Consider the following 20,005-nt stretch of genomic DNA (forward strand, 5'->3'; position numbering starts at 1 on the left):
GGGCAGACGCGCGCCGATCACTCCGAACCACGGGGTAGTGCGAGCCTGACGGACATCCGTCAACCGTAACCTCGGTCGCTCGGCGGGAGCTGGGTGCTCAGCCGGTGACCTCTTCGAGGAAGCCGAGGGTCTCCACGAGCGCCGCCTGCGCCTCCTCGGAGTCGAGGTGGAACTGGTATTCGTGCGGCTGGGCGGGCGCATGATCGGCCGGCCAGAACAGCGAGGTGACGTCGACACCGAGCTCGGCGAGGCGAGCCTCCATCGGCAGCGACTGGATCCAGGTGAGCGCATCGCCGTTGCCGCCCGAGATGTAGGTGGCCGGGAAGTCGGTGGTCACGAAGTCGATCGTCGACATCGTCGTGCCCGACGACAGCTGCGACCAGTCCTGGTGGCCGGTGTAGCCCCAGAGCGCGATCTTGAGTCCCCATGCGCCGATGCCGTCGAGCTCCGACATCGCCTCGAGGTCGTACACCCCGCAGTTGAGCACGGCCCCGACGATCTGGTCGGCGTCGAGCGCCGGGTCGATGCTCATGAGTCGCGCGTAGTCGGGGTTGGTCGACAGCGTCACGAGCTGGCTGGCCAGTTGCGCCCCGGCCGAGTCGCCCGCGATCACGATGCGGCCGGGGTCGATGCGGTACTCGTCGGCGTCGGCATCGAGGGTCGCGAGCGCGTCGTTCAGCTGATGCACCGCGGTGGGATACGTCGCCTCCGGCCCGACGGTGTAGTTGAGGCCGACCGTCGTGTAGCCCTCGGCCGCGAGAATCCGCAGATACGGGTCGACGTTCGACGAGTTGCCCGAGATCCACGCGCCGCCGTGTACCCAGATGACGGTGGGCAACGGCTCGTCGTCGCCGTCATCGGGGGAGAACACGTCGAAGGTGATGCCGGCGTCCGCCGCGTCGCCGTCGACCGGCACCGCGAGATGTTCGGTGAGCGGCGCGTCGGTCACGTACTTGTCCATCTCGGCCGCGGTGTCGGCGCCGCCCTTCTCGAAGACCGCCCGGATCGCGAGTGCCGACGGCCATGGTGTGAGCGTCAGCACCCACGTGATCAGGAAGCCGATCACGGCGACCGTCGCGACCGTGCCGATGAAGCGGCGCTGGCCCCGCGTCAACCAGATTTCGTTGCCCCACGACGGCAGTGCGTTGCGTGTGTTCCTCGACGACACTCGTTTCCCCCTCGACCTCGTCTCGGTCATCCTGTCGGGAAAACGCTCGGCCGGACGGGTGACTCACCGGCGCTCACCGCGTTCGGCTTCGTCACATGCCGTGTTCATGAGCCGTTCAGGCCCGCATGGTCGGCTAGTCTGCATGCCTGACGCCCGACGTTGTGCGTCGATCACCGATCGATGGGACGAATCGTGACGAGCCGTACGGCCGAGTACCCTCGGCCGGACCACTTCCTCCTCCACATCAGCGACACGCACGTGCTCGCTGGCGGTGGCATGCTCTACGACCGGGTCGCGAGCGAGCGTCACCTGCAGACGCTGTTCGACGAGTTCGAGGCATCCGGTGCCCGCCCCGAGGCGATCGTCTTCACCGGTGATCTCGCCGACAAGGGCGAACCCGACGCATATGCGCGCATCCGCGGCATCGTCGATCCCGTCGCCGAGCGCCTCGGCGCCCAGGTCATCTGGGTCATGGGCAACCACGACGATCGCGCCGCCTTCCGGCGCGGGCTGCTCGGCGAGTCCAGCTTCGGCAGCACCGGCGGCGTGCGCCCGGTCGACCGGGTCGACGACGTCAACGGCCTGCGCATCATCACGCTCGACTCGACGGTGCCAGGGCACCACCACGGCGAGATCGCACCGGGCCAGCTCGACTGGCTGGCGGAAGAGCTCTCGATCCCCGCGCCGCACGGCACGATCCTCGCGATGCACCACCCTCCCGTGCCGAGCGTGCTCGACCTCGCCGTCGCCGTCGAACTGCGCGATCAGGCCGGCCTCGCCGAGGTGGTCGAGGGCAGCGACATCCGCTCCATCATCGCCGGCCACCTGCACTACTCGTCGACCGCGACCTTCGCGGGCGTGCCGGTCTCCGTCGCGTCGGCCAGTTGCTACACGCAAGACCTCAACGTGCCGGTCGGCGGCACGCGCGGCCGCGATGGGGCGCGCGCGTTCAACCTGGTGCACGTGTACCCGACCACGGTGCTGCACTCGGTCGTGCCACTCGGCTCGTTCCCAGCGCTCGACTGGATCGACGCCGGCGAGACGGTGCGGCGTCTCGGCGCGTCGGGCATCAGCATCGCGGATGCCGCGGCCGCGCCGGTCTCGGCCGAGCCGCCGTTCACCATGCCGATCCCGGTGCTCGCGGGCTGACCCACCTCGGTGCGCCGCCCTGTTCGATCGAACGGCCGCCTGCCATACTCGGAGCACTCTCGCGCGAGGTGCGAAGCCCCGGCGTGGGGAACCGCGCGTCTTGGGGAGGAACCGGTCATGAGTACAGAGGTCGCCGCGATCATCGGAGTCGCGCTCGTGCTGGTCGATCTCGCGATCCGCATCGCCGCGCTGATCATCGTGCCGCGCGGGCGAAAGCCCACGGCTGCGATGGCCTGGCTGCTCGCGATCTTCCTGATCCCGTTCATCGGCATCCTCTTCTTCCTGCTGATCGGCAGCGTCAAGCTGCCGAAGAAGCGTGTGGAGAGGCAAGCCGAGATCAACCGCATGATCGCGGAGCGGGCCGAGGGAATCGAACTCGTGTCCGACCGATCGTCGTGGCCCGACTGGTTCGTCTCGCTCACGCGGCAGAACCGCGTGCTCGGCGCCCTGCCGGCGATGGGCGGCAACACGGCGACGCTCATCGGCGACTACAACGGATCGATCGCCGCGATGGCCGCCGAGATCGACAAGGCCACTCGGTTCGTGCACGTCGAGTTCTTCATCGTCTCGTTCGACGAGACCACGAAGGGGTTCTTCGCCGCCATGGAGCGCGCCGTGCAGCGCGGCGTCATCGTTCGCGTGCTGCTCGACCACATCGCCTCGGGCAAGGCCGCCGGTCACGACGAGACCTATGCCGAGCTCGACCGCATCGGCGCGAAGTGGAGCTTCATGCTGCCGGTGCGCCCGCTGAAGGGCGAGTACCAGCGGCCCGACCTGCGCAACCACCGCAAGCTCGTGGTCGTCGACGGACTCGTCGGGTTCATGGGCTCGCAGAATCTGATCGATCGCAGCTACAACTCGAAGAAGAATCTCAAGCGCGGCCTGCAGTGGCAGGAACTCGTGACGCGGGTCACCGGCCCCATCGTCACCGGCATCAACACCGTCTTCCTCTCCGACTGGTACCTCGAGACCGACGAGCTGCTCGGCGAGGAGGAGAACGTGCCCGCCGTCGCAGTGCCGGCCGACCCCTCACCCGACTCACTCGTGTGCCAGGTGGTGCCGAGCGGCCCGGGATACGTCGCAGAGAACAACCTCCGCCTCTTCCTCGCGCTCATCAACTCTGCGCAGCAGCGGGCCATCATCACGAGCCCCTACTTCGTGCCCGACGAGGCGATGCTGTACGCGATCACCTCGGCCTGCTACCGCGGTCTCGACGTGCAGCTCTTCGTCTCGGAGATCGGCGACCAGGGTTCCGTCTGGCACGCGCAGCGCTCCTACTACCGCGACCTCCTGCAGGCGGGCGTCAAGATCTGGCTGTACCCGGGTCCGTACATCCTGCACGCGAAGCACCTGTCGATCGACGACGACGTCGCGGTCATCGGCTCGAGCAACATGGACATCCGCTCATTCAGCCTCAACTCCGAGATGATGCTGCTCGTGCGCGGCCGTTCGTTCGTCGACCAGATGCGCGCGGTCGAGCAGGGGTACCGCGACGTCGGGCGTGAGCTCACCCTCGAGGAGTGGCAACGGGAGCCAGCCTCGGCGACGTTCCTCGACGGGGTCGCGAGGCTCACGTCGGCGCTGCAGTAGTCCCGCAGATCTCGCCGGTCGAGTGGCGCCCGACGGAGGGGGACGCGTATCGAGACCTGTTGCGAGATCTCGCCGGTCGAGTGGCGCCCGACGGAGGAGGACGCGTATCGAGACCTGTTGCGAGATCTCGATACGCTCGCTGGCGCTCGCTACTCGATCGGCGAGGGCGGATCTCGATACGCTCGCTGGCGCTCGCTACTCGATCGGCGAGGGCGGATCTCGATACCCTCGTTCCTCGATCGGCGGGCGGGGTCAGGCGGTGAGCTCGGGGACGGCGGATGTCGCGCCGGCGCCCAGGCGCGCGGCATCCGCGTGCGCAGAGGCATCCGCTGCCTCTTTCTCCCACGGCGCCGGGAACGGGAAGTAGCGCTCGAGGAAGTCGATCACTGCGCCCGTGCGCTCCTCGACCGAGATCTCGGGGAAGCTCCCGTCGTTCAGGCAGAACATGTCGTGGTCGCGGCGCTTCAAGAGCTGCTTCATGGCGGGCAGCGCCTGACGCAGCGTCGTCTCGACGTACTTGACCTTGGCGTCGGTCTGCACGACCGCGTGGCCGGTGAGCAGTGCGTAGTAGTGGTACAGCGAGTTCGTCACCGAGATGTCGGTCGCCGAGCGGAAACGGCTCGCGGCGGTGCGCTGGAACTCCTCGGGGAACGCCGCGTCGAGCTCGGCCAGGACGCTCTTGCGCAGGGGTGCGGCGCAGTGCTCGAGGTGCCGGGTGGTGACCTTGCCGAAGCGGTCGCGCAGGAGCGCCCGGTTCACGCGTGCCGCGTTCTCGAAGCCGCTGCGGCCGGCGTGCGTCGAGCCGAGTCCGATGCGGGTGGCGGCCTCGACGAACTTGGTGATGCCGCCGGGGGAGAAGAAGAGCGCGGGGTTCAGCGGCCGGCCGAAGAACATGTCGTCGTTCGAGTAGAGGAAGTGCTCGGCGAGGCCGTCGATGTGGTGCAGCTGGCTCTCGACGGCGTGCGAGTTGTGGGTCGGCAGCACCGAGGTGTCGGCGAACATCTCTTCGCTGCGCACGATGGTGACCTTGGGATGCTTCGCGAGCCAGGTCGGTGCCGGGGAGTCGGTCGCGATGAAGATGCGCCGCACCCACGGTGCGAAGAGGTGCACCGAGCGCAGCGCGTACTTCAGTTCGTCGATCTGCCGGTAGCGCGCCTCGGAGTCGTCGCCCTCGCCCACGACGTAACTCTGCATGCGCTTGGCCCGCTCGCGGATGAACTCGTCGCTCGACCCGTCGACCCAGGAGAAGACCATGTCGATCTCGAAGTCGATGTCGCTCGCGAGGGACTCGAACATGTGCTCGAGGGTCGGCCAGTCGCGTCCGTGCAGGTGCACGACGTCGTCGGTCGTCTCGGACCGCGACAGGGTGCGGCGCATGAGGGCGTTCTCAGCGGGGGCCTCGATCGTGTCCTCGCCGAATCGCCAGAACTCGATCTGCACGGCCGTCTCGCTGCCGTAGCGCAGACGCCCGATCGGCTCGATGCGAGGTCGGTAGACACGCAGCACTGCGGGCTTTCGCGCGGCTGAGAGCCTGCCGTCGGCGAGGAGCACCGGGTGGGTGTCGGCGGCCCGGGCCGGCGCGAGGGTCGCCGCGTAGAACGGCTCGTCGGCGAAGGCGTCGGCGAAGGCCCGGGCGACCCGCTTGCGCTCGGCGCGGTCGACGGCGATGACCGGCCGGTCGTCGTTGCCGCGTACGAGCAGGAACGGGATCTCGGCGTCATCGAGCGCGGCGCCGACGGCGAGCAGGTCTTCGACCATCGACTCCTGCGGCGTCATGTGCCCGTTGCGCAGCGCGTACTGGCCCTTGCGCATGACGAGGTCGTCGCGATCGAAACGGAGCGCACGGTTCGCGGATGCCACGAGCACGAGTTCGGACGCGTCGGAGAGCCGCATGGGCGGAGTGGGCGTCGTGGCCCGCTTCGCGAATGCGTGTCCGTCGTGCTGCTGCCGGTCAAGGGTTCGATCGCGGTCGGGTCTCGTCACGGAGCGGTGGCCTCCAGGGGTCGTGGGGTGGGAGCGCGCGGAGCGCGATGCTCTGATTGTACGCAGCGGGAGGTGCGCGCCATCCCACCGTCCGTCGTCATTGACAGCATGCTGTCATACGTGCGAGAATGACAGCATGCTGACAAACACTGAGACGAATGAACGACTGGTCGTGCTCTACGCGACCGACACGATGGCCGATTGGGAATACGGCTATCTCGTCGCCGGCCTGGGCATGACCGGAGGGGCGATCCGCCTCGTCGTCGCGGGCGAGACGGCGGCGGCGGTCACGACGATGGGCGGCCTGCGGGTGCTGCCGGAGGTCGCGCTCGCGGACCTCGACCCCGACCGCATCGCGATGCTCGTTCTGCCCGGCGCCGACACCTGGGCCGAGGGGCACGAGTCGGTGCTCGCGCTCGCCGAGCAGTTCGTCGACGCAGGCACGCCGGTGGCGGCGATCTGCGGTGGCACGCTGGGGCTCGCTCGCGCCGGGCTGCTCAACGAGCGAGCGCACACGAGCAACGCGCCCGACTTCCTCGAGCTGGCCGATGGCTACGCGGGGCAGGTGCTGTACTCGCCGGCGCGGGCGGTCGTCGACGGTGGCGTGATCACGGCCGCTGCGACCTCGCCCCTCGAGTTCGCGAAGGCGGTCTTCGAAGCGCTGGGCGCGATGCCGCAGCCGGTGATCGACGCCTGGTACGGCCTGTACACCACCGGCGAGCGCCGCTACTACGACGCGCTCGTCGGCGCCGCCTGATGGTCGGGCGCACTCCGGCCGGTGATGCCGTCACCGAGCTCGTGCTGCCGGCCTTCGAGCTGAACGGGGAGTTCCTCGATGCCGCCCGCGACATCGCCGGCCCCGCCGGGCTCACTCCGGCGCAGTGGCAGGTGCTCGGCGCCACCCTCGACGGCGGTCTTCCCGTGGCCGAGATCGCCCGGCGGGTCGGTCTCGGCCTCGCGAGGCAGAGCGTGCAGCGCACCGCCGACCTCCTCGTCGATCGCGGCTGGGCCGAGTACCTCGAGAACCCGATGCACCGGCGTGCCAAGCTGCTGCAGCCGACTCCCGAGGGGCGGGCTGCGGTCACTCGTCTCGGTGCTGCGCAACGTGCGTGGGCCGACGCGGTCGGCGCGGAGCTCGGTGCCGAGGAGCTGCAAGCCGCGCGGGCGACGATCGAGCGCATCATCGCCGTGTCGCGGCGGGTGCGGGGTACGGGCGGCTGACCGGGCGAGCGACCCGTGGGTTGGGCGGCCGCGCGGCCCGCGCTCGAGGCCGCGGGACTGGGAGTTCAGTGAGGAAATCTCGTGTCTGCCCGTTCTCGGCGTAACGTTGATGACCTCGAAGCGTTTCGCCCACCGCCGTGTCCCCGGCCTGGTGCGGCGACCTCGAGAGGAGGTCGTCATGACCGCGGAGATCGCACCGGTACAGCGCACTCGGCCGAGGCCGGTGGATCGCGTGACGACGCCGGCCAGCGACTTCACGGAACTCGCGCGCCGGATCAAGGACGCCGGGCTCATGCGACGCCGCTACGGCTACTACTGGACGAAGCTCATCGCCGTGCCCGTCGCCATCGGCGGTGCGATCGCGCTCTTCGTGTGGATCGGCGACACCTGGTGGCAGTTGTTCACCGCCGTCGCATTCGCATTCCTCTTCACGCAGACGGCCTTCCTCGGCCATGACGCCGCGCACCGGCAGATCTTCCGCTCGGGCAAGTGGAACGACTGGGTGAGCCTCGTCATCGGCGACCTCTTCGTCGGCATGAGCTACGGATGGTGGCAGCACAAGCACACCCGCCACCATGCGAACCCCAATCAGGTCGGCGTCGACCCCGACATCGACCTACCCGTCGTCGCATTCACCCCTGAGCAGGCCACCCGTGAGCGTGCCGCGTTCTTTCGTTGGGTGATCGCCCACCAGGGCGCATTCTTCTTCCCGATCCTGCTGCTCGAAGGCCTCTCGTTGCACGCGTCGAGCGTGCACCGGGTGTTCGCCCGCGAGCATGTCGCGAGGCGCCCCGTCGAGATCTCCTTCCTCGCCGTGCGGGTGATCGGCTACCTCGCCCTGGTCTTCGTCGTGCTCTCGCCCGACAAGGCGGCGGTGTTCCTCGCGATCCAGCTCGGCCTGTTCGGCTTCTACATGGGCATGTCCTTCGCGCCGAACCACAAGGGCATGCCGCTCGTGCCGAAGGGCATGAAGCTCGACTTCCTCCGACGCCAGGCGCTCATGAGCCGCAACATCCGGGGCAACAGGGTGCTCGACTTCGCGATGGGCGGGCTCAACTACCAGATCGAGCACCACCTCTTCCCATCGATGCCGAGGCCGCACCTGCGGCTCGCCGCGCCCCTCATCGCGGCATACCTGGGGGAGCGCGACGTGCCGTACACGCAGACGACCCTCTGGCGTTCGTACGCCATCGTCTTCCGCTACATCAATCGAGTCGGTCTCGGCGAGCGCGACCCGTTCGAGTGCCCCCTCGTGGTGCAGCGGGCGTCGATCTGAACGCCTGCCGTGACGCCGTGTGACCCAGGATTGAGGCGTATGACGGCTGGTTCCCCCGTGTGACGGCGGCCCTCGCGACATCCGCCCGGCCTCTCTAGCGTCGGGGGCGGAGGTCGAAACGTGACACGACTCATCATCGGCGCGATGGTCAGGGCGATCGGTGCGTACCCGTCGGGCTGGCGGTACCCGGGCGCCCATCGCGACCCCCGCGCCGACGCCGCCGTACTGCGGCGCACAGCCGAGGTGGCCGAAGCCGCCCGCTTCGACTACCTCTTCTTCGGCGACTGGCTCGCGACGGGGCACGACCTCGAGTTCCGCGACCCGTACCTCGTTGCGCGCGTCGATCCGATCTCGGCGATCACCTACCTCGCGGGCATCACGTCGCGCATCGGCCTGATCGCCACCGCGAACACGAGCTACTCCGACCCGTACACGCTCGCGCGGGCGACCGCGTCGGTCGACCTGCTGTCGGGAGGGCGTGCCGGCCTCAACCTCGTGGCCGGCGCCGAGCCGCGCGTCGCCGGCAACCACGGACTCGACTTCGACGCGGCGAACGGCTCGCGCTACGACCGGGCCGTCGAATTCGAGCTGGTGCTGCGCCGGCTCTGGGACTCGTTCGAAGACGATGCGATCGTCGCGGATGCCGCGAGCGGCGTGTACCTCGACCCGCAGAAGCTGCACGCCACCGACTTCCACGGCGGGCACCTGAGCGTGACCGGACCGTTGAACGTGGTGCGACCGGTGCAGGGCCACCTGCCGATCGTGCACGCCGGCACGTCGCCCCGGTCGCGGCTGTTCGCCGCGCAGAGCGCCGACCTCGCGCTCGTCGCCGTCAGTGGTCTCGAGCACGCCGTCGCCATGCGCGCCGAGCTGCGCGCGCTCGCGTTCGAGTCGGGTCGCGACGACCGCACGCTCAAGGTGATCGCCCCGGTGCTGCCGATCGTCGGGGAGACCCGCGAGCACGCCCAGTCGATCGCCGACGAACTCAGCGAGCTCGTGCAGATCGCGGAGGACTGGCCCGACGGGCCGCCCGCCGCGTTCCCGGTGACGCGTTCGCTCGCCCAGCTCGCGAACCTCGTCGGCGTCGACCTCGCCGGGCTCTCGCCCGATCGTGCGGTGACCCCGGCACTCGTCGCAGAGTTCAGCGCCGCAGGCCAGGAACTCGTCGAGATCGTCGCCGAGCGCACCGGCCGCAGCCCGAGCAGCGAGCGCCCGTCGACGCTGCGACATCTCGTCGTCGCGGCCTCGGTGAACGCCTCGATGATCGTCGGCACCGCCGACGACATCGCCGCGGAGTTCGCGGCATGGGGCGATGCGGGCGCCGTCGACGGATTCAACGTGCTCTCGGCCGTGCAGCCGCAGCAGTTCGAGGCGTTCGCGCTGCAGGTCGTGCCCGAGTTGCAGCGGCGGGGCGTGCTCCCCACCGAATACGAGGGCGAGACCCTGCGCGACCACCTCGGCCTCAGCCGGCCCGGCAACGTGCACGTGGCGCGTGCCGACGTCGGGTGGTACGCCATCTGACCCCGCGATCGGGCGGGTCGAACACCGCGACGTGTGTCGCAATGTGTCGCGGTGTGACCTCGTGCGGCGACCGGTGCTTGAGGGGGTTTCGAGCCGACCGTAGCCTCATCGCGAACCCCGCAATCGAGGAGCTTCCGTGATCAGCATCGAAGAGCGCACTGCCAGCCGTGGTTCGCGCGCCGCTGCCGTGACGGATGTCGCGGAGCCGACGGCCGTGCCGCCGCCCGCCGCCGGCCCCGGCCCGCTCGCGGTGCTCGCCGATGCCGGGCTCGAGGTGCCGGTGCTCGGCGGCGGCCGGGTGCGTCACGTGAACCTCGACGTCGCGGCGTCCGCTCCGGCCTTCGAGGTCGTGGCGCAGCGGGTGGCCAGGGTGCTGCCGTACTACGCGAGCGTGCATCGCGGCTCGGGGTTTCCCTCGCAGGTGTCGACCTCGCTCGTCGAAGACGCCCGCCTCGCCGTCGCGCGTCACGTCGGCGCCCGCGACGACGACCTCGTGATCTTCACCCGCAACACGACCGATGCACTGAACCTGCTCGCCGGCGCCGTGCCGGGCGACACGGTGGTGCTCGACCTCGAGCACCACGCGAACCTGCTGCCCTGGCGGTCTCGTCGCGTGGTCGAGGGCCGTGCGACCATCGCCGCGACACTCGAGGCACTCGACGTCGAGCTCGCCCGATGTCCGGCGGCCCTGCTGTCGGTGACGGGCGCATCGAACGTCACCGGTGAAGTGCTGCCCGTCGACCGGCTCGCCGAGATCGCCCATTCGCACGGCGCCCGCATCGCGGTCGACGCCGCGCAACTGCTACCGCACCGGCGCGTCGACCTCGCGGCATCCGGCGTCGACTACCTCGCATTCTCGGGGCACAAGGCGTACGCGCCGTTCGGGGCCGGAGCGCTCGTCGGCCGTGCCGACTGGCTCGACGCGGCACCGGCGTACCTCGCGGGCGGAGGCGCCGTCGGCGCCGTGCGCCTCGACGGCGTCGAATGGAAGCACGGCGTCGACCGGCACGAGGCCGGCACGCCGAACGTCGTGGGTGCCGTCGCGCTCGCCCACGCGCTCGACGAACTCGAGCGACTCGGCGACGATGCCCGACGCGAACACGAGCAGTCACTCACCGCCCGCCTGCACGCCGGGCTCGCCGCGCAGGCCGGAGTACGTGTCATCCGCGGCTTCGCCGATGCGGTGCCGGCGTCCGTGCCCGCCGCCGCGTTCGCCTCGGCGGGCGACGCCGAACCGGTCGATCGACTCGGCATCGCCACCATCGAGCTCGAGCGCGGTTCGGTCGGCCTCCTCGCTGCGGCGCTCGGCGGCGAGCACGGCATCTCGGTGCGCGCCGGCCGCTTCTGCGCGCACCCCTTCTTCGAGCGTGCGGCGACCAGGTCGAACGGCCTTCGGGCGAGCCTCGGCGCCGGCAGCTCTGCCGACGACGTCGACCGGTTCCTCGACGCGCTCGCCCGGCTCATTGCCGACGGACCGGCGCACAGCTACGACCACTCGCCCGAAGGCTGGTGCCCGCGCGTCGACGACCGGCCGCGGCCGAGCTTCACCGGCTGAGCTCGACGACGGCATCTTCGCGCCCCCGACCGACCGGGAGGCGAGGGGTGCGGGCGCCGGTGGAGCGGCGTACCGTTGACCGCAGGAGCTGTCGATGGATCACGACCGTGCGCGTCTGACCGCCCGCCGCGAGGAGTTGCGGCGCGTGATCTACGGCGTGCCCGGCGGTGACACCTCCGATGCCGTGGCCCTGCTGGCCGCCGTCGAGCTGGAGCTCGAGGAGCTCGAAGAGCTCGACCGGCGCGCGCAGCGCGCGCGGCAGGCGCGGCAGGCGCGGCAGGTTCAGCTCGACGCGATCCGCTCGACGCCTGCAGCCACGCCGACGCTCCACTACGGACCGAGCGCGGGGCCGCCGGCGAGCGCGGCCACCCGAGTGAGCGGGTCGGCGAGCTCGAAGCGGTCTCGGCGACGGCGCCATCTCATGCTGGCGGGGGCCGGTCTGCTCGGTACGGTCGCCGTCATCGCCATCGCGTTCTCCGCGCTGCCGGATCGCGCCGACCCACCGCGCGGACTCGAGGTGTTCGACCAGGCACGCGACGACGTCGACGCCGGACCGCGCGCCTTCGTGGCGGTGCTCGGCACCGACGCCGTCGCGACCTTCCGCAACATCGGGCATGCCGTCGGGCACGACGTCTGGGTGTTCCGCGACGACGGCGACGTCTGCATGATCGCCCAACGGCAGCAGTGGAGCAGCTGGGGTGCGAACTGCGTGAGCGAGCGGGAGTTCGCCCGGGCCGGCATCCGTCAGTTCATCACCCACGACGAGTTCGGCGACCAGCCCCCGCCGGCCGGGCTCGACCCGGCGAGCGCCGTCGAACTCGCGTGGAATGAGCACTCCACCGCCGTCGAATGGTCGATCGTGCCGCGCTCGCAGGCCTCGACGGACGGCGTCTGGGTGTGGGTGCCGACGCCGGCGGACGACGGGCCGACGCCGATGACGTACGACGAGTGGTCGTCGTCGGGTCTCGCGGCCCGCCACGTCGAGTAGCCGGCGAACCGCCGAATTCGTCGTTCCGTCACGGCCCGTGTTGCGCCACACTGAGCGCATGGGATCAGCGTTGACCACCATCGGATTGCCCCTCGCCCTCGGCATCATCATGTTCGGGCTCGGCCTCTCCCTCACCCCCGGCGACTTCGCGCGCGTCGCGAAGCATCCGAAGGCGGTGATCGTCGCCCTGCTCTGCCAGCTGCTTCTGCTGCCGGCGGTCTGCCTCGCCCTCGTGCTGGCCTTCCGGCTGCCGCCGGTGCTCGCGGTCGGCATGATGCTGCTCGCCGCATCGCCCGGCGGCACGACGGCGAACCTCTACAGCCACCTGTTCCGCGGCGACGTCGCCCTGAACATCTCGCTCACCGCGATCAACTCGGTGCTCGCCGTCGTCACCCTGCCGCTCATCACGAACCTCGCGATCGCCTACTTTCTGCCGGGCGATGAGACCCTCGGCCTGCAGCTGGCCAAGACCGTCGAGGTCTTCGCGATCGTGCTGCTGCCGGTAGTGCTCGGCATGCTCGTGCGCTGGTGGCGCCCGAGCTTCGCCGACCGCATGGACAAGCCCGTGCGCATCGCCTCCGTCGTGATCCTCGTGGTCGTGATCGCCGGCGCGATCGTCTCCAACCTCGACCTGCTGCTCGAGAACTTCGGCAGCCTCGCCGCCATCACGGTGCTGTTCTGCGTGCTGAGCCTCAGCATCGGCTACGTCGTGCCGCGGATGCTGCGGGTCGACCGTGCGCAGTCGATCGCGAGCTCCTTCGAGATCGGCATCCACAACGCGACGCTCGCGATCGTGATCGCCCAGACCGTCATCGGAAGCGTCGAGATGAGCCTGCCGGCTGCGGTGTACGGCGTGCTCATGTTCTTCGTCGCGCTCGCCTTCGGCTTCCTGATCCGAGGTCGTGGCGCAGCACCAGATCGAGCGGATGCCGCGGCCGCCGCTGATTCCGAGGCGCGCCCGGCGTCGTGAGCGCTTCGTAGACTGGAGGCACGCACGGAGGGGAATGCATGCAGCCACTGGTGGAGACCGACATCCGCTCGTCACTCGGCAATGCGAGCGCGGCAGAGCTCGAGCAGCTCTCGCTGCCGGTGCGGTTCTTCATCACCGAGTGGGCTCCGCTCGACGCGTTCGCATGGCGCGACCCGCGCATCCCCGCGCGCGGCTACCTCGTCACCGAACTCGGCGGCACCCCTGCAGGCATCGTGCTCCGCGCCGCGGAGCGCACCGGGTCGCATCACCGCGCCGCCATCTGCGATCTCTGCCACACGCAGCAGCCCGGCGACCAGGTCGAGATGTTCTCGGCTCGCCGCGCAGGGGCCGCCGGTGAACGCGGCGACAGCCTCGGCACCTACATCTGCGCCGACCTGGCCTGCCAGGAGACGGTGCGCCTCGGCCGGCCGCCGGCGCCGTCGGAGGTGCAGCCGAGCGTGCACGAGCTCGAGCGCATCGAGGGACTCGCACGCCGCACGCGGGCGTTCGTCGCCGACGTGCTCGGGGCTCGGGTCGGCTGAGACCGCTCGACGCCCGAGGTCAGGCGTCAGCCCGCGGCATCCGCGGCAACCGGCTGGAGGCTCGGTCGCTTCGCGGTGCGGCCGTCGCCGGAGGAGCGGCCGGTGAGCCGACGCCCGATCCAGGGAAGCACGAATTCGCGGTAGTACGTCGCGGTGTTGCGGCTGCGCGGCCCGGCGGGTGCCGCGGCGACCTCGTCGACGCCCCACTCGACGGGCACGGGCACGCCGAGACCCGTCAGCACGTTGCTCGCGACCCTCGCGTGGCCGAGCGCATTGAGGTGCAGCTTGTCGGCCGACCAGTAGCGGATGTCGCGGAGGATGCGATCGTTGAAGTTGTCGACGAAGGTGACGCCGGGCACATCGGCGAGGTCGACGAGCGCCGCCGTGAGGCGTGCGCCACGAGCGTCGAACACCTTGCCCAGGGGTAAGTGCTCGGTCGGGTTCGCTCCGCTCAGCATGAGCACGTGGATGCCCGCGCCGCGGATGCGTTCGATCGCGCCGCGGAACCGCGTGGCGGTCGCCTGCTCGTCCATGCGGGGGCGAAGCATGTCGTTGCCGCCGCCGTTGAAGCTCAGCAGCTCGGGCTGCAGCGCGATCGCCGCGTCGAGCTGCTCGTCGATGATGGGCCCGAGCTTGCGGCCGCGGATCGCGAGGTTGGCATAGCCGATCGGCTCGCGCGCCGCCGCTGCGAGGCCGAGTGCGACGAAGTCCGCCCACCCGCGTGCGGTGCCATCGGGCATCTCGTCGCCGACGCCCTCGGTGAAGCTGTCGCCGATGGCCGCGTAGGAGTGGAACATGCGTCCACGCTAGCGCGGCACGATGTGTGTGCGGCCCACGCGGCCCACGCGGCCGCGCCTCACCCGCGCGGCCGGCACAGCTGCACGTCGACGCGGTGCTCGGCGTCGCAGTGCGCCTGCGTCGTCAGCCGGCGTGCTGTTCGTGCTCGAGCACGCAATCGGCGCCGGGGAAGAGTAGCGTCTCGTGCCCGTCGTCGAATCGCACGAGGTAGGGCGGGCTGCCGTCGTCTCCGCGCACTTCGAGGATCTCGCCGTGGCGTGCTGCCTGGCCGACGTGCTTGCCATGGATGATGAGGCGTTCTCCGACGGTTGCGTGCATCGCGTCCTCCTTCGGGTTCTTCCAGCGTACGCCGGGCGGTCGCGGTGGGGAAGGTGTCGGACGATCGGTGCGGTGCGCGCTCGAAGCGCGGACGCTCGTCCCTTGACGGGCACGGAACCGCATCCGTACGCTCCGAAGCACGCCCAGAGGAAAGCCCATTCCAAGGCAGGTTCCCGCGGGCACGTGCCGCCTCCGCGGCATGTCGAACTCACAGGGGGAGCAACAGATGACCGAAGCATCGACGTCACCGAATCGCCGTCGCCGCACCACCGTTCTCGCCGCAGCAGCAGCACTCGCCGTGGCAGCCCCGCTGGCCGCGGGCTCGCCGGCACTCGCCGACGCCAATTTCCCATCGCCCAACGGCAACACCAACATCGCGAGCATCGCGACGTACGCCGACCTCATCGCCGAGCTGGATCGACTCGAGCGCACCTCGCGCTTCGGCGTCGAGGTCGCCACCCTCGCCGAGATCGGCACCGAGGTCTCGACCTCGGAGCAGGGCCGCGATCTCTACGTCGCCACCGTCGGCGACGGACCCGAGGCGGTCTGGCTGCAGGGCCGCATCCACGGCAACGAGCCCTACGGCACCGAGACGCTGCTGGCCGTGCTGAAGGACCTCGGCACGAACGGCTCCGCCGACTGGGCGCTGCTGCGTGAGACGTACACGTTCCACGTCATCCCGATGTACAACCCCGACGGATCCGAGGCGAATATCCGCCAGACGATCCTGCAGGACGGCTCGGAGACCCGGATCGACCTGAATCGCGACTGGGGCGACAACCGGTTCGTCGCCGCCGAGTCCGAGGCGTACTACGAGTACTGGACGATGGTCGACCCCGCGTTCGCCGTCGACATCCACCACCAGGGGCTGAAGACGGAGTACGGCACGGGAGACGACGTGACGCTCTCGCTCGGCATCTCACTGGCCCCCGGCGGGCCGACGCTTCCGGGTATCGAAGGCGGCGCGTACGACACGCTGACGCGACAGATGCACGTGCACGTGTACGACGAGCTCGCCAATTACGGGTACATCAACATGGACCGCTACCAGGTCGGCGGAAGCCTCGAGATCGACATCAAGGGCGGTGTCGTCTCGGCGATGATGCTCGGATACGACTACAAGGGCCTCAACCCCGAGGGGCACAGCAACCCGGCGATCTTCTTCGAGACGAGCGGCAACACGAGCGACGGCAGCCTCGGGCAGAAGGCCCGCGGCAAGTCGATCCAGCAGAACGTGCGTGCGCTGACGGAGCTGCTGGTCGGCATGACGACGGGCGAGGTCGCGCAGGAGGACCCGGCCCGCTGGGAGGAGATTCCGCACGCACCCGTCACCGGCTACCAGACCGACGACGGTGTGATCCCGGCCTCCTTCTGACGCTGGTCGCCGGTCGCTGAACCACGCGCGGCGGCGGGTCTCCGGTTTCGCCGGGTGACTCGCCGCCGCGTCGTGCAGCGTGCTCGCACACACTTCCGCCGGCGGGGCTGCCCGGCTAGGGTGGCGAGAGTGGGTCAAGCGTCCCAGTCGAGGGCGAGCGGGTGTCGCGGCATCCGCTGACCGTGACCTGCAGACGAACAGCGAGGTTCTCCATGCGCGACGCCGCCACCCCTGAACACTCGACCGAGCCGGCGCCGTTCCCGCGGGGATTCCGCTGGGGCGCGGCCACCGCCGCCTTCCAGGTCGAAGGGTCGACGACGGCCGACGGCCGGGGCGAGTCGATCTGGGACGTGTACACCCGGGTACCCGGGCAGGTGCTCGAGGGCGCCAACGCCGAGGTGGCCGCCGACAGCTACCGGCGGTTTCGCGACGACGTCGCCCTGCTCGCAGGGCTCGGCGTCGACGACTACCGCTTCTCGATCGCCTGGCCGCGAGTGCAGCCGACCGGCAGCGGGCCGGCGAACGAGCCGGGGCTCGCGTACTACGACCGCCTCGTCGACGCACTGCTCGCCGAGGGCATCGCCCCCGTGCCGACCCTCTACCACTGGGACCTGCCGCAGCCGCTCGAGGCGGCCGGCGGCTGGCTGAACCGCGACACCGCCCACCGCTTCGCCGAGTACGTCGCGCTCGTCGTCGACCGGCTCGGTGACCGCGTCGGCCGATGGATCACCCTCAACGAGCCCGCCATGACGACGCTGCAGGGCTACGCGCTCGGCACTCAGGCACCGGGCCACGCGCTCATGATGGGCGCGCTGCCGACCGCGCACCACCAGTTGCTCGCGCACGGGCTGGCTGTGGCCGCTATCCGTGCGCGCAGCGACGCCGAGGTCGGCATCACCAACAACCACACCCTGGTGGTGCCCGCGACGGATGCCCCGGGTGATCGTCTCGCCGCCGGCGCGCTCGACCTCGTCTACAACCGCATCTTCGCCGACCCGGTGCTCACCGGCGCGTACCCCGACCTCTCGGGATTCGGGCTCGACGCGATGCCCGGCCTGGCCGACGGCGACCTCGAGGTGATCGGCGCCCCGATCGACTTCTACGGGGTGAACTTCTACAACCCGACGCGGGTCGCCGCGGCATCCGACGGCTCGGAGTTCGCCGCAGCGGGTCTGCCGTTCGAGCCCGTCGACTTCGAGGGGGTGCCGACGACGGGATTCGGCTGGCCGATCGTGCCGGCGGCGTTCACCGAGTTGCTGGCGTCGTTGCGCGCCGATTACGGCGACCGGCTGCCGCCGATCGTGATCACCGAGAACGGTGCGTCGTTCCCCGACGAGGTCGTCGGCGGGGCGGTGCACGATGAGCGGCGCATCGCGTATCTGTCGGAGCACATCGAGGCGGTACGCGCCGCGATCGAGCTCGGCGTCGACGTGCGCGGGTACTACCTCTGGTCGCTCCTCGACAACTTCGAGTGGGCCGAGGGGTACACGCAGCGGTTCGGGCTCGTGCACGTCGATTTCGAGTCGGGGGAGCGCGTGCCCAAGGACTCGTACGCGTGGTACCGGTCGCGCATCGCGCGCGAGCGGCGCGGTCGGTAGCTCGCGCTGTATTCAGGCGATAGGCCGCCCGTCAGGTCGCGATCTGCGATTCCCGCCTGACGGGCGGCCCATTGCCTGAATCGCGGATACCGGCCCGCCAGGCACGACGGTGCATCGAGCCGGGCCGAGCCGAGCCGGCCAGGGCCGAGCCGGGCAGGGCTGAGCTGGGCAGGGCTGAGCTGGGGCCGAGCCGAGCCGGGCCGAGCCGAGCCGTCAGTCGACGGCGAGCAGGGCCGCCCAGAGGTCGGCGCGCGCGTGGAAACCCGAGAGGTCGCGGCCGAGCAGGCGCTCGGCGAGCGCGATGCGGCTGCGCACGGTGTGCCGGTGCACCCCGAGCGCCTTCGCGGTGGCGTCGAACTGGCCGCCGTTCTCGAGCCAGGTGCGCGCCGTCGCGAGCAGCGCCGTGCCGTTGGCGGCGTCATGCTCGGTGAGCGGGGCGAGGGTCGCGAGGGCGACGGCCCGCGCGTCGGTGCGGGCGAGGAACGCGAGCACCCCCTGGCGGCTGATCTCGTCGAACAGCACCACGCCCGACCCCGATTCGCGGGCCCGCTCGAGGGCGCGCAGGGCCTGCTCGTGAGCCGCGGCGATGCCGCCGGCGCCGACCGGGTCGGAGAGGCCGACCGGCAGCTCGAACTCCGATGCGAGCTCGTCGGCGAGCGCGAGGTCGGCTTCCTCGAGCACGAGCACGAACTGCTCGTCGTCGCGACCGAAGAAGAGCCGGCCGTTCCGCTCGTCGACCCGCAGCTCGAGCAGTTCGGTGAGGCGATCGACGTTCGTCGGCGGGGAATCCGTCACGGCGATGCGCATCGGCGCCGACGGCAGCGGCCCCCACATCTCGGTCGCGACCCGCTCGGCGAGTGTCAGGTCGCCGGCGAGGATGCCGCGGAGCAGACCCGAGCGCAAATGGCCGCGGGCCCGGTCGAGGTCGCGGTTCTGCTCGAGGGCGAGGCCCGCGAGTGCGATCACCGAGGTGACGACCTCGCGGCCGGCCTGGTCGAGCTCGGGGGAGTCGCCGATCGCGAGCACCCCGCGCAACGCGCCGCCGCCGCCGAGCGTCTGCAGCGTCATCCGCTGCGGTGCCGGTGTCGACTCGCCCGCGAGCAGAGTGCGACTCGCGCGCTGGCCCCGCCGCAGCATGGAACGCGCTTCGCCGACGACCTCGCCGAGCAGGGGCTGGTCGAGCCCGCCCGACGGCGCCTCACGGTCGAGCGAGCCGGTCGCGTCGACGAGCCCCACCCACGCGCCGATGCGATGCGAGAGCTCGGCGAGGGTCGCCGACAGCCCGTCGGGCCGCAGCGCCGCGAGCGAGATCGCACGCTGAGCGTTGAGTGCCCACGCCTGGCGGGCGTAGGCGTCTTCGGCGATGAGGTCGGCGACGGTGCGGGCGATCGCGATGAACGGCACCCGGTAGGGAACTTCGAAGAGCGGCAGGCGCTGCACGGTGCAGGCGGCGACGAGCGACTCGGGCGTGCCCTCGCGGATCACTTCGGTGCCGAAGCCCAGTGCAGCGACCCCGGTCTCGCGAAGCCGCCGCACGTAGCGCTCCGCGAAGTCGTCGTCGGCGTCGTCGCCGAACTGGGTACCGGTCGTGAGCAGCACGTGCCCCGCATCGAGGAACGGCGCGGGGTCGGCGAGGTCGGAGCTGTGCGCCCAGACGATCGGCGCCGAGAGCGCGTCGTCGGGCAGCGCCGCCCGAGACGTGAGCAGGCCCAGTCCGAGTTCGGAGCGGTCGAGAAGGGTCTGCACGGTGGGCTGCACGGGGTTCCTTCGTGGTTGGCCGAGCGGGCGATGTTGGCGCCCATCAATGCGAGAGGAGAACCAACTTCGCCCACTCGATCGGAATGGTCTGGCGGGGTCGAAGGGTGATCGCGACGGAACGCCCGGAGGAGCCTCGTCGCGACCGACGGTGATGTACGCGGTGTCGAGCGAAGTGCATTCGAGTGTACACGCGGG

General features: G+C 70.4%; 17 protein-coding genes. 12 read left to right on the forward strand and 5 right to left on the reverse strand.

Annotation, left to right across the window (positions count from 1 at the left end; translation table 11 throughout):
- Window positions 1–97 precede the first annotated feature (97 nt).
- A complete protein-coding gene (locus AC6CH0_RS07190; RefSeq protein ID WP_498099187.1) occupies window positions 98–1,114 on the reverse strand; it encodes an alpha/beta hydrolase in 1,017 nt (338 codons plus the stop codon).
- A 246-nt stretch (window positions 1,115–1,360) separates the two neighbouring features.
- Here AC6CH0_RS07190 and AC6CH0_RS07195 point away from each other — a divergent pair, with 246 nt between their 5' ends.
- Window positions 1,361–2,317: a phosphodiesterase gene (locus tag AC6CH0_RS07195; RefSeq protein WP_498099189.1), complete on the forward strand. Its 957-nt coding sequence runs from the start codon at window positions 1,361–1,363 to the stop codon at window positions 2,315–2,317.
- Window positions 2,318–2,434: 117 nt separating this feature from the next.
- Window positions 2,435–3,907 (forward strand): phospholipase D-like domain-containing protein, encoded by a 1,473-nt coding sequence (locus tag AC6CH0_RS07200; protein ID WP_498099191.1) that lies wholly within the window; start codon window positions 2,435–2,437, stop codon window positions 3,905–3,907.
- 252 nt (window positions 3,908–4,159) lie between these two features.
- Here AC6CH0_RS07200 and AC6CH0_RS07205 read toward each other — a convergent pair whose 3' ends face one another.
- Window positions 4,160–5,800, reverse strand: a complete 1,641-nt coding sequence (locus AC6CH0_RS07205; protein ID WP_498099193.1) for a stealth family protein — start codon at window positions 5,798–5,800, stop codon at window positions 4,160–4,162.
- Window positions 5,801–6,026: 226 nt separating this feature from the next.
- On the opposite strand from AC6CH0_RS07205, the gene AC6CH0_RS07210 reads away from it, so the two are divergent.
- The 8 genes from AC6CH0_RS07210 to AC6CH0_RS07245 all read left to right on the forward strand — a co-directional run bounded on the left by AC6CH0_RS07210 (window position 6,027) and on the right by AC6CH0_RS07245 (window position 13,963).
- A complete protein-coding gene (locus tag AC6CH0_RS07210; protein ID WP_498099195.1) occupies window positions 6,027–6,647 on the forward strand; it encodes a DJ-1/PfpI family protein in 621 nt (206 codons plus the stop codon).
- Window positions 6,647–7,111 (forward strand): MarR family winged helix-turn-helix transcriptional regulator, encoded by a 465-nt coding sequence (locus AC6CH0_RS07215; protein ID WP_498099197.1) that lies wholly within the window; start codon window positions 6,647–6,649, stop codon window positions 7,109–7,111. The genes AC6CH0_RS07210 and AC6CH0_RS07215 overlap by 1 nt, the downstream gene beginning before the upstream one ends.
- A gap of 178 nt (window positions 7,112–7,289) precedes the next feature.
- Window positions 7,290–8,387, forward strand: a complete 1,098-nt coding sequence (locus AC6CH0_RS07220; RefSeq protein ID WP_498099199.1) for a fatty acid desaturase family protein — start codon at window positions 7,290–7,292, stop codon at window positions 8,385–8,387.
- Window positions 8,388–8,507: 120 nt separating this feature from the next.
- Entirely contained in the window at window positions 8,508–9,908 is a 1,401-nt protein-coding gene (locus tag AC6CH0_RS07225; RefSeq protein WP_498099201.1) for an NtaA/DmoA family FMN-dependent monooxygenase, read from the forward strand.
- A gap of 136 nt (window positions 9,909–10,044) precedes the next feature.
- Entirely contained in the window at window positions 10,045–11,463 is a 1,419-nt protein-coding gene (locus AC6CH0_RS07230; protein ID WP_498099203.1) for an aminotransferase class V-fold PLP-dependent enzyme, read from the forward strand.
- Between the two features lie 94 nt (window positions 11,464–11,557).
- Window positions 11,558–12,451 carry a hypothetical protein gene (locus AC6CH0_RS07235; RefSeq protein WP_498099205.1) on the forward strand — a complete coding sequence of 298 codons (894 nt, stop codon included), beginning with the start codon at window positions 11,558–11,560 and terminating at the stop codon, window positions 12,449–12,451.
- Window positions 12,452–12,509: 58 nt separating this feature from the next.
- Complete coding sequence (locus AC6CH0_RS07240) at window positions 12,510–13,421, forward strand: bile acid:sodium symporter family protein (RefSeq protein ID WP_498099207.1); 912 nt, start codon at window positions 12,510–12,512, stop codon at window positions 13,419–13,421.
- Window positions 13,422–13,459: 38 nt separating this feature from the next.
- On the forward strand, window positions 13,460–13,963 hold the full coding sequence (locus tag AC6CH0_RS07245) for an FBP domain-containing protein (RefSeq protein ID WP_498099209.1): 504 nt from the start codon (window positions 13,460–13,462) through the stop codon (window positions 13,961–13,963).
- Between the two features lie 26 nt (window positions 13,964–13,989).
- Here AC6CH0_RS07245 and AC6CH0_RS07250 read toward each other — a convergent pair whose 3' ends face one another.
- Together AC6CH0_RS07250 and AC6CH0_RS07255 are read right to left on the reverse strand one after the other, a co-directional pair.
- On the reverse strand, window positions 13,990–14,760 hold the full coding sequence (locus AC6CH0_RS07250; protein WP_498099211.1) for an SGNH/GDSL hydrolase family protein: 771 nt from the start codon (window positions 14,758–14,760) through the stop codon (window positions 13,990–13,992).
- A 124-nt stretch (window positions 14,761–14,884) separates the two neighbouring features.
- Window positions 14,885–15,079, reverse strand: a complete 195-nt coding sequence (locus tag AC6CH0_RS07255) for a DUF1918 domain-containing protein (RefSeq protein ID WP_498099213.1) — start codon at window positions 15,077–15,079, stop codon at window positions 14,885–14,887.
- A gap of 226 nt (window positions 15,080–15,305) precedes the next feature.
- On the opposite strand from AC6CH0_RS07255, the gene AC6CH0_RS07260 reads away from it, so the two are divergent.
- Both AC6CH0_RS07260 and AC6CH0_RS07265 read left to right on the forward strand, forming a co-directional pair.
- Window positions 15,306–16,454, forward strand: a complete 1,149-nt coding sequence (locus AC6CH0_RS07260) for a M14 family zinc carboxypeptidase (protein ID WP_498099215.1) — start codon at window positions 15,306–15,308, stop codon at window positions 16,452–16,454.
- Between the two features lie 212 nt (window positions 16,455–16,666).
- Entirely contained in the window at window positions 16,667–18,052 is a 1,386-nt protein-coding gene (locus AC6CH0_RS07265; RefSeq protein WP_498099217.1) for a GH1 family beta-glucosidase, read from the forward strand.
- Between the two features lie 213 nt (window positions 18,053–18,265).
- Here AC6CH0_RS07265 and AC6CH0_RS07270 read toward each other — a convergent pair whose 3' ends face one another.
- On the reverse strand, window positions 18,266–19,810 hold the full coding sequence (locus AC6CH0_RS07270; RefSeq protein WP_498099219.1) for a PucR family transcriptional regulator: 1,545 nt from the start codon (window positions 19,808–19,810) through the stop codon (window positions 18,266–18,268).
- Between the last annotated feature and the right edge of the window lie 195 nt (window positions 19,811–20,005).

Source organism: Agromyces sp. GQ35 (assembly GCF_059758475.1).

Bases quoted from the DNA above. Each gene is read 5' to 3' on its own strand.
- AC6CH0_RS07200 (WP_498099191.1), top strand. From the start codon at position 2,435: ATGAGTACAGAGGTCGCCGCGATCATCGGAGTCGCGCTCGTGCTGGTC.
- AC6CH0_RS07205 (WP_498099193.1), bottom strand. From the start codon at position 5,800: ATGCGGCTCTCCGACGCGTCCGAACTCGTGCTCGTGGCATCCGCGAAC.
- AC6CH0_RS07210 (WP_498099195.1), top strand. From the start codon at position 6,027: ATGCTGACAAACACTGAGACGAATGAACGACTGGTCGTGCTCTACGCG.
- AC6CH0_RS07215 (WP_498099197.1), top strand. From the start codon at position 6,647: ATGGTCGGGCGCACTCCGGCCGGTGATGCCGTCACCGAGCTCGTGCTG.
- AC6CH0_RS07220 (WP_498099199.1), top strand. From the start codon at position 7,290: ATGACCGCGGAGATCGCACCGGTACAGCGCACTCGGCCGAGGCCGGTG.
- AC6CH0_RS07235 (WP_498099205.1), top strand. From the start codon at position 11,558: ATGGATCACGACCGTGCGCGTCTGACCGCCCGCCGCGAGGAGTTGCGG.
- AC6CH0_RS07240 (WP_498099207.1), top strand. From the start codon at position 12,510: ATGGGATCAGCGTTGACCACCATCGGATTGCCCCTCGCCCTCGGCATC.
- AC6CH0_RS07245 (WP_498099209.1), top strand. From the start codon at position 13,460: ATGCAGCCACTGGTGGAGACCGACATCCGCTCGTCACTCGGCAATGCG.
- AC6CH0_RS07250 (WP_498099211.1), bottom strand. From the start codon at position 14,760: ATGTTCCACTCCTACGCGGCCATCGGCGACAGCTTCACCGAGGGCGTC.
- AC6CH0_RS07255 (WP_498099213.1), bottom strand. From the start codon at position 15,079: ATGCACGCAACCGTCGGAGAACGCCTCATCATCCATGGCAAGCACGTC.
- AC6CH0_RS07260 (WP_498099215.1), top strand. From the start codon at position 15,306: ATGACCGAAGCATCGACGTCACCGAATCGCCGTCGCCGCACCACCGTT.
- AC6CH0_RS07265 (WP_498099217.1), top strand. From the start codon at position 16,667: ATGCGCGACGCCGCCACCCCTGAACACTCGACCGAGCCGGCGCCGTTC.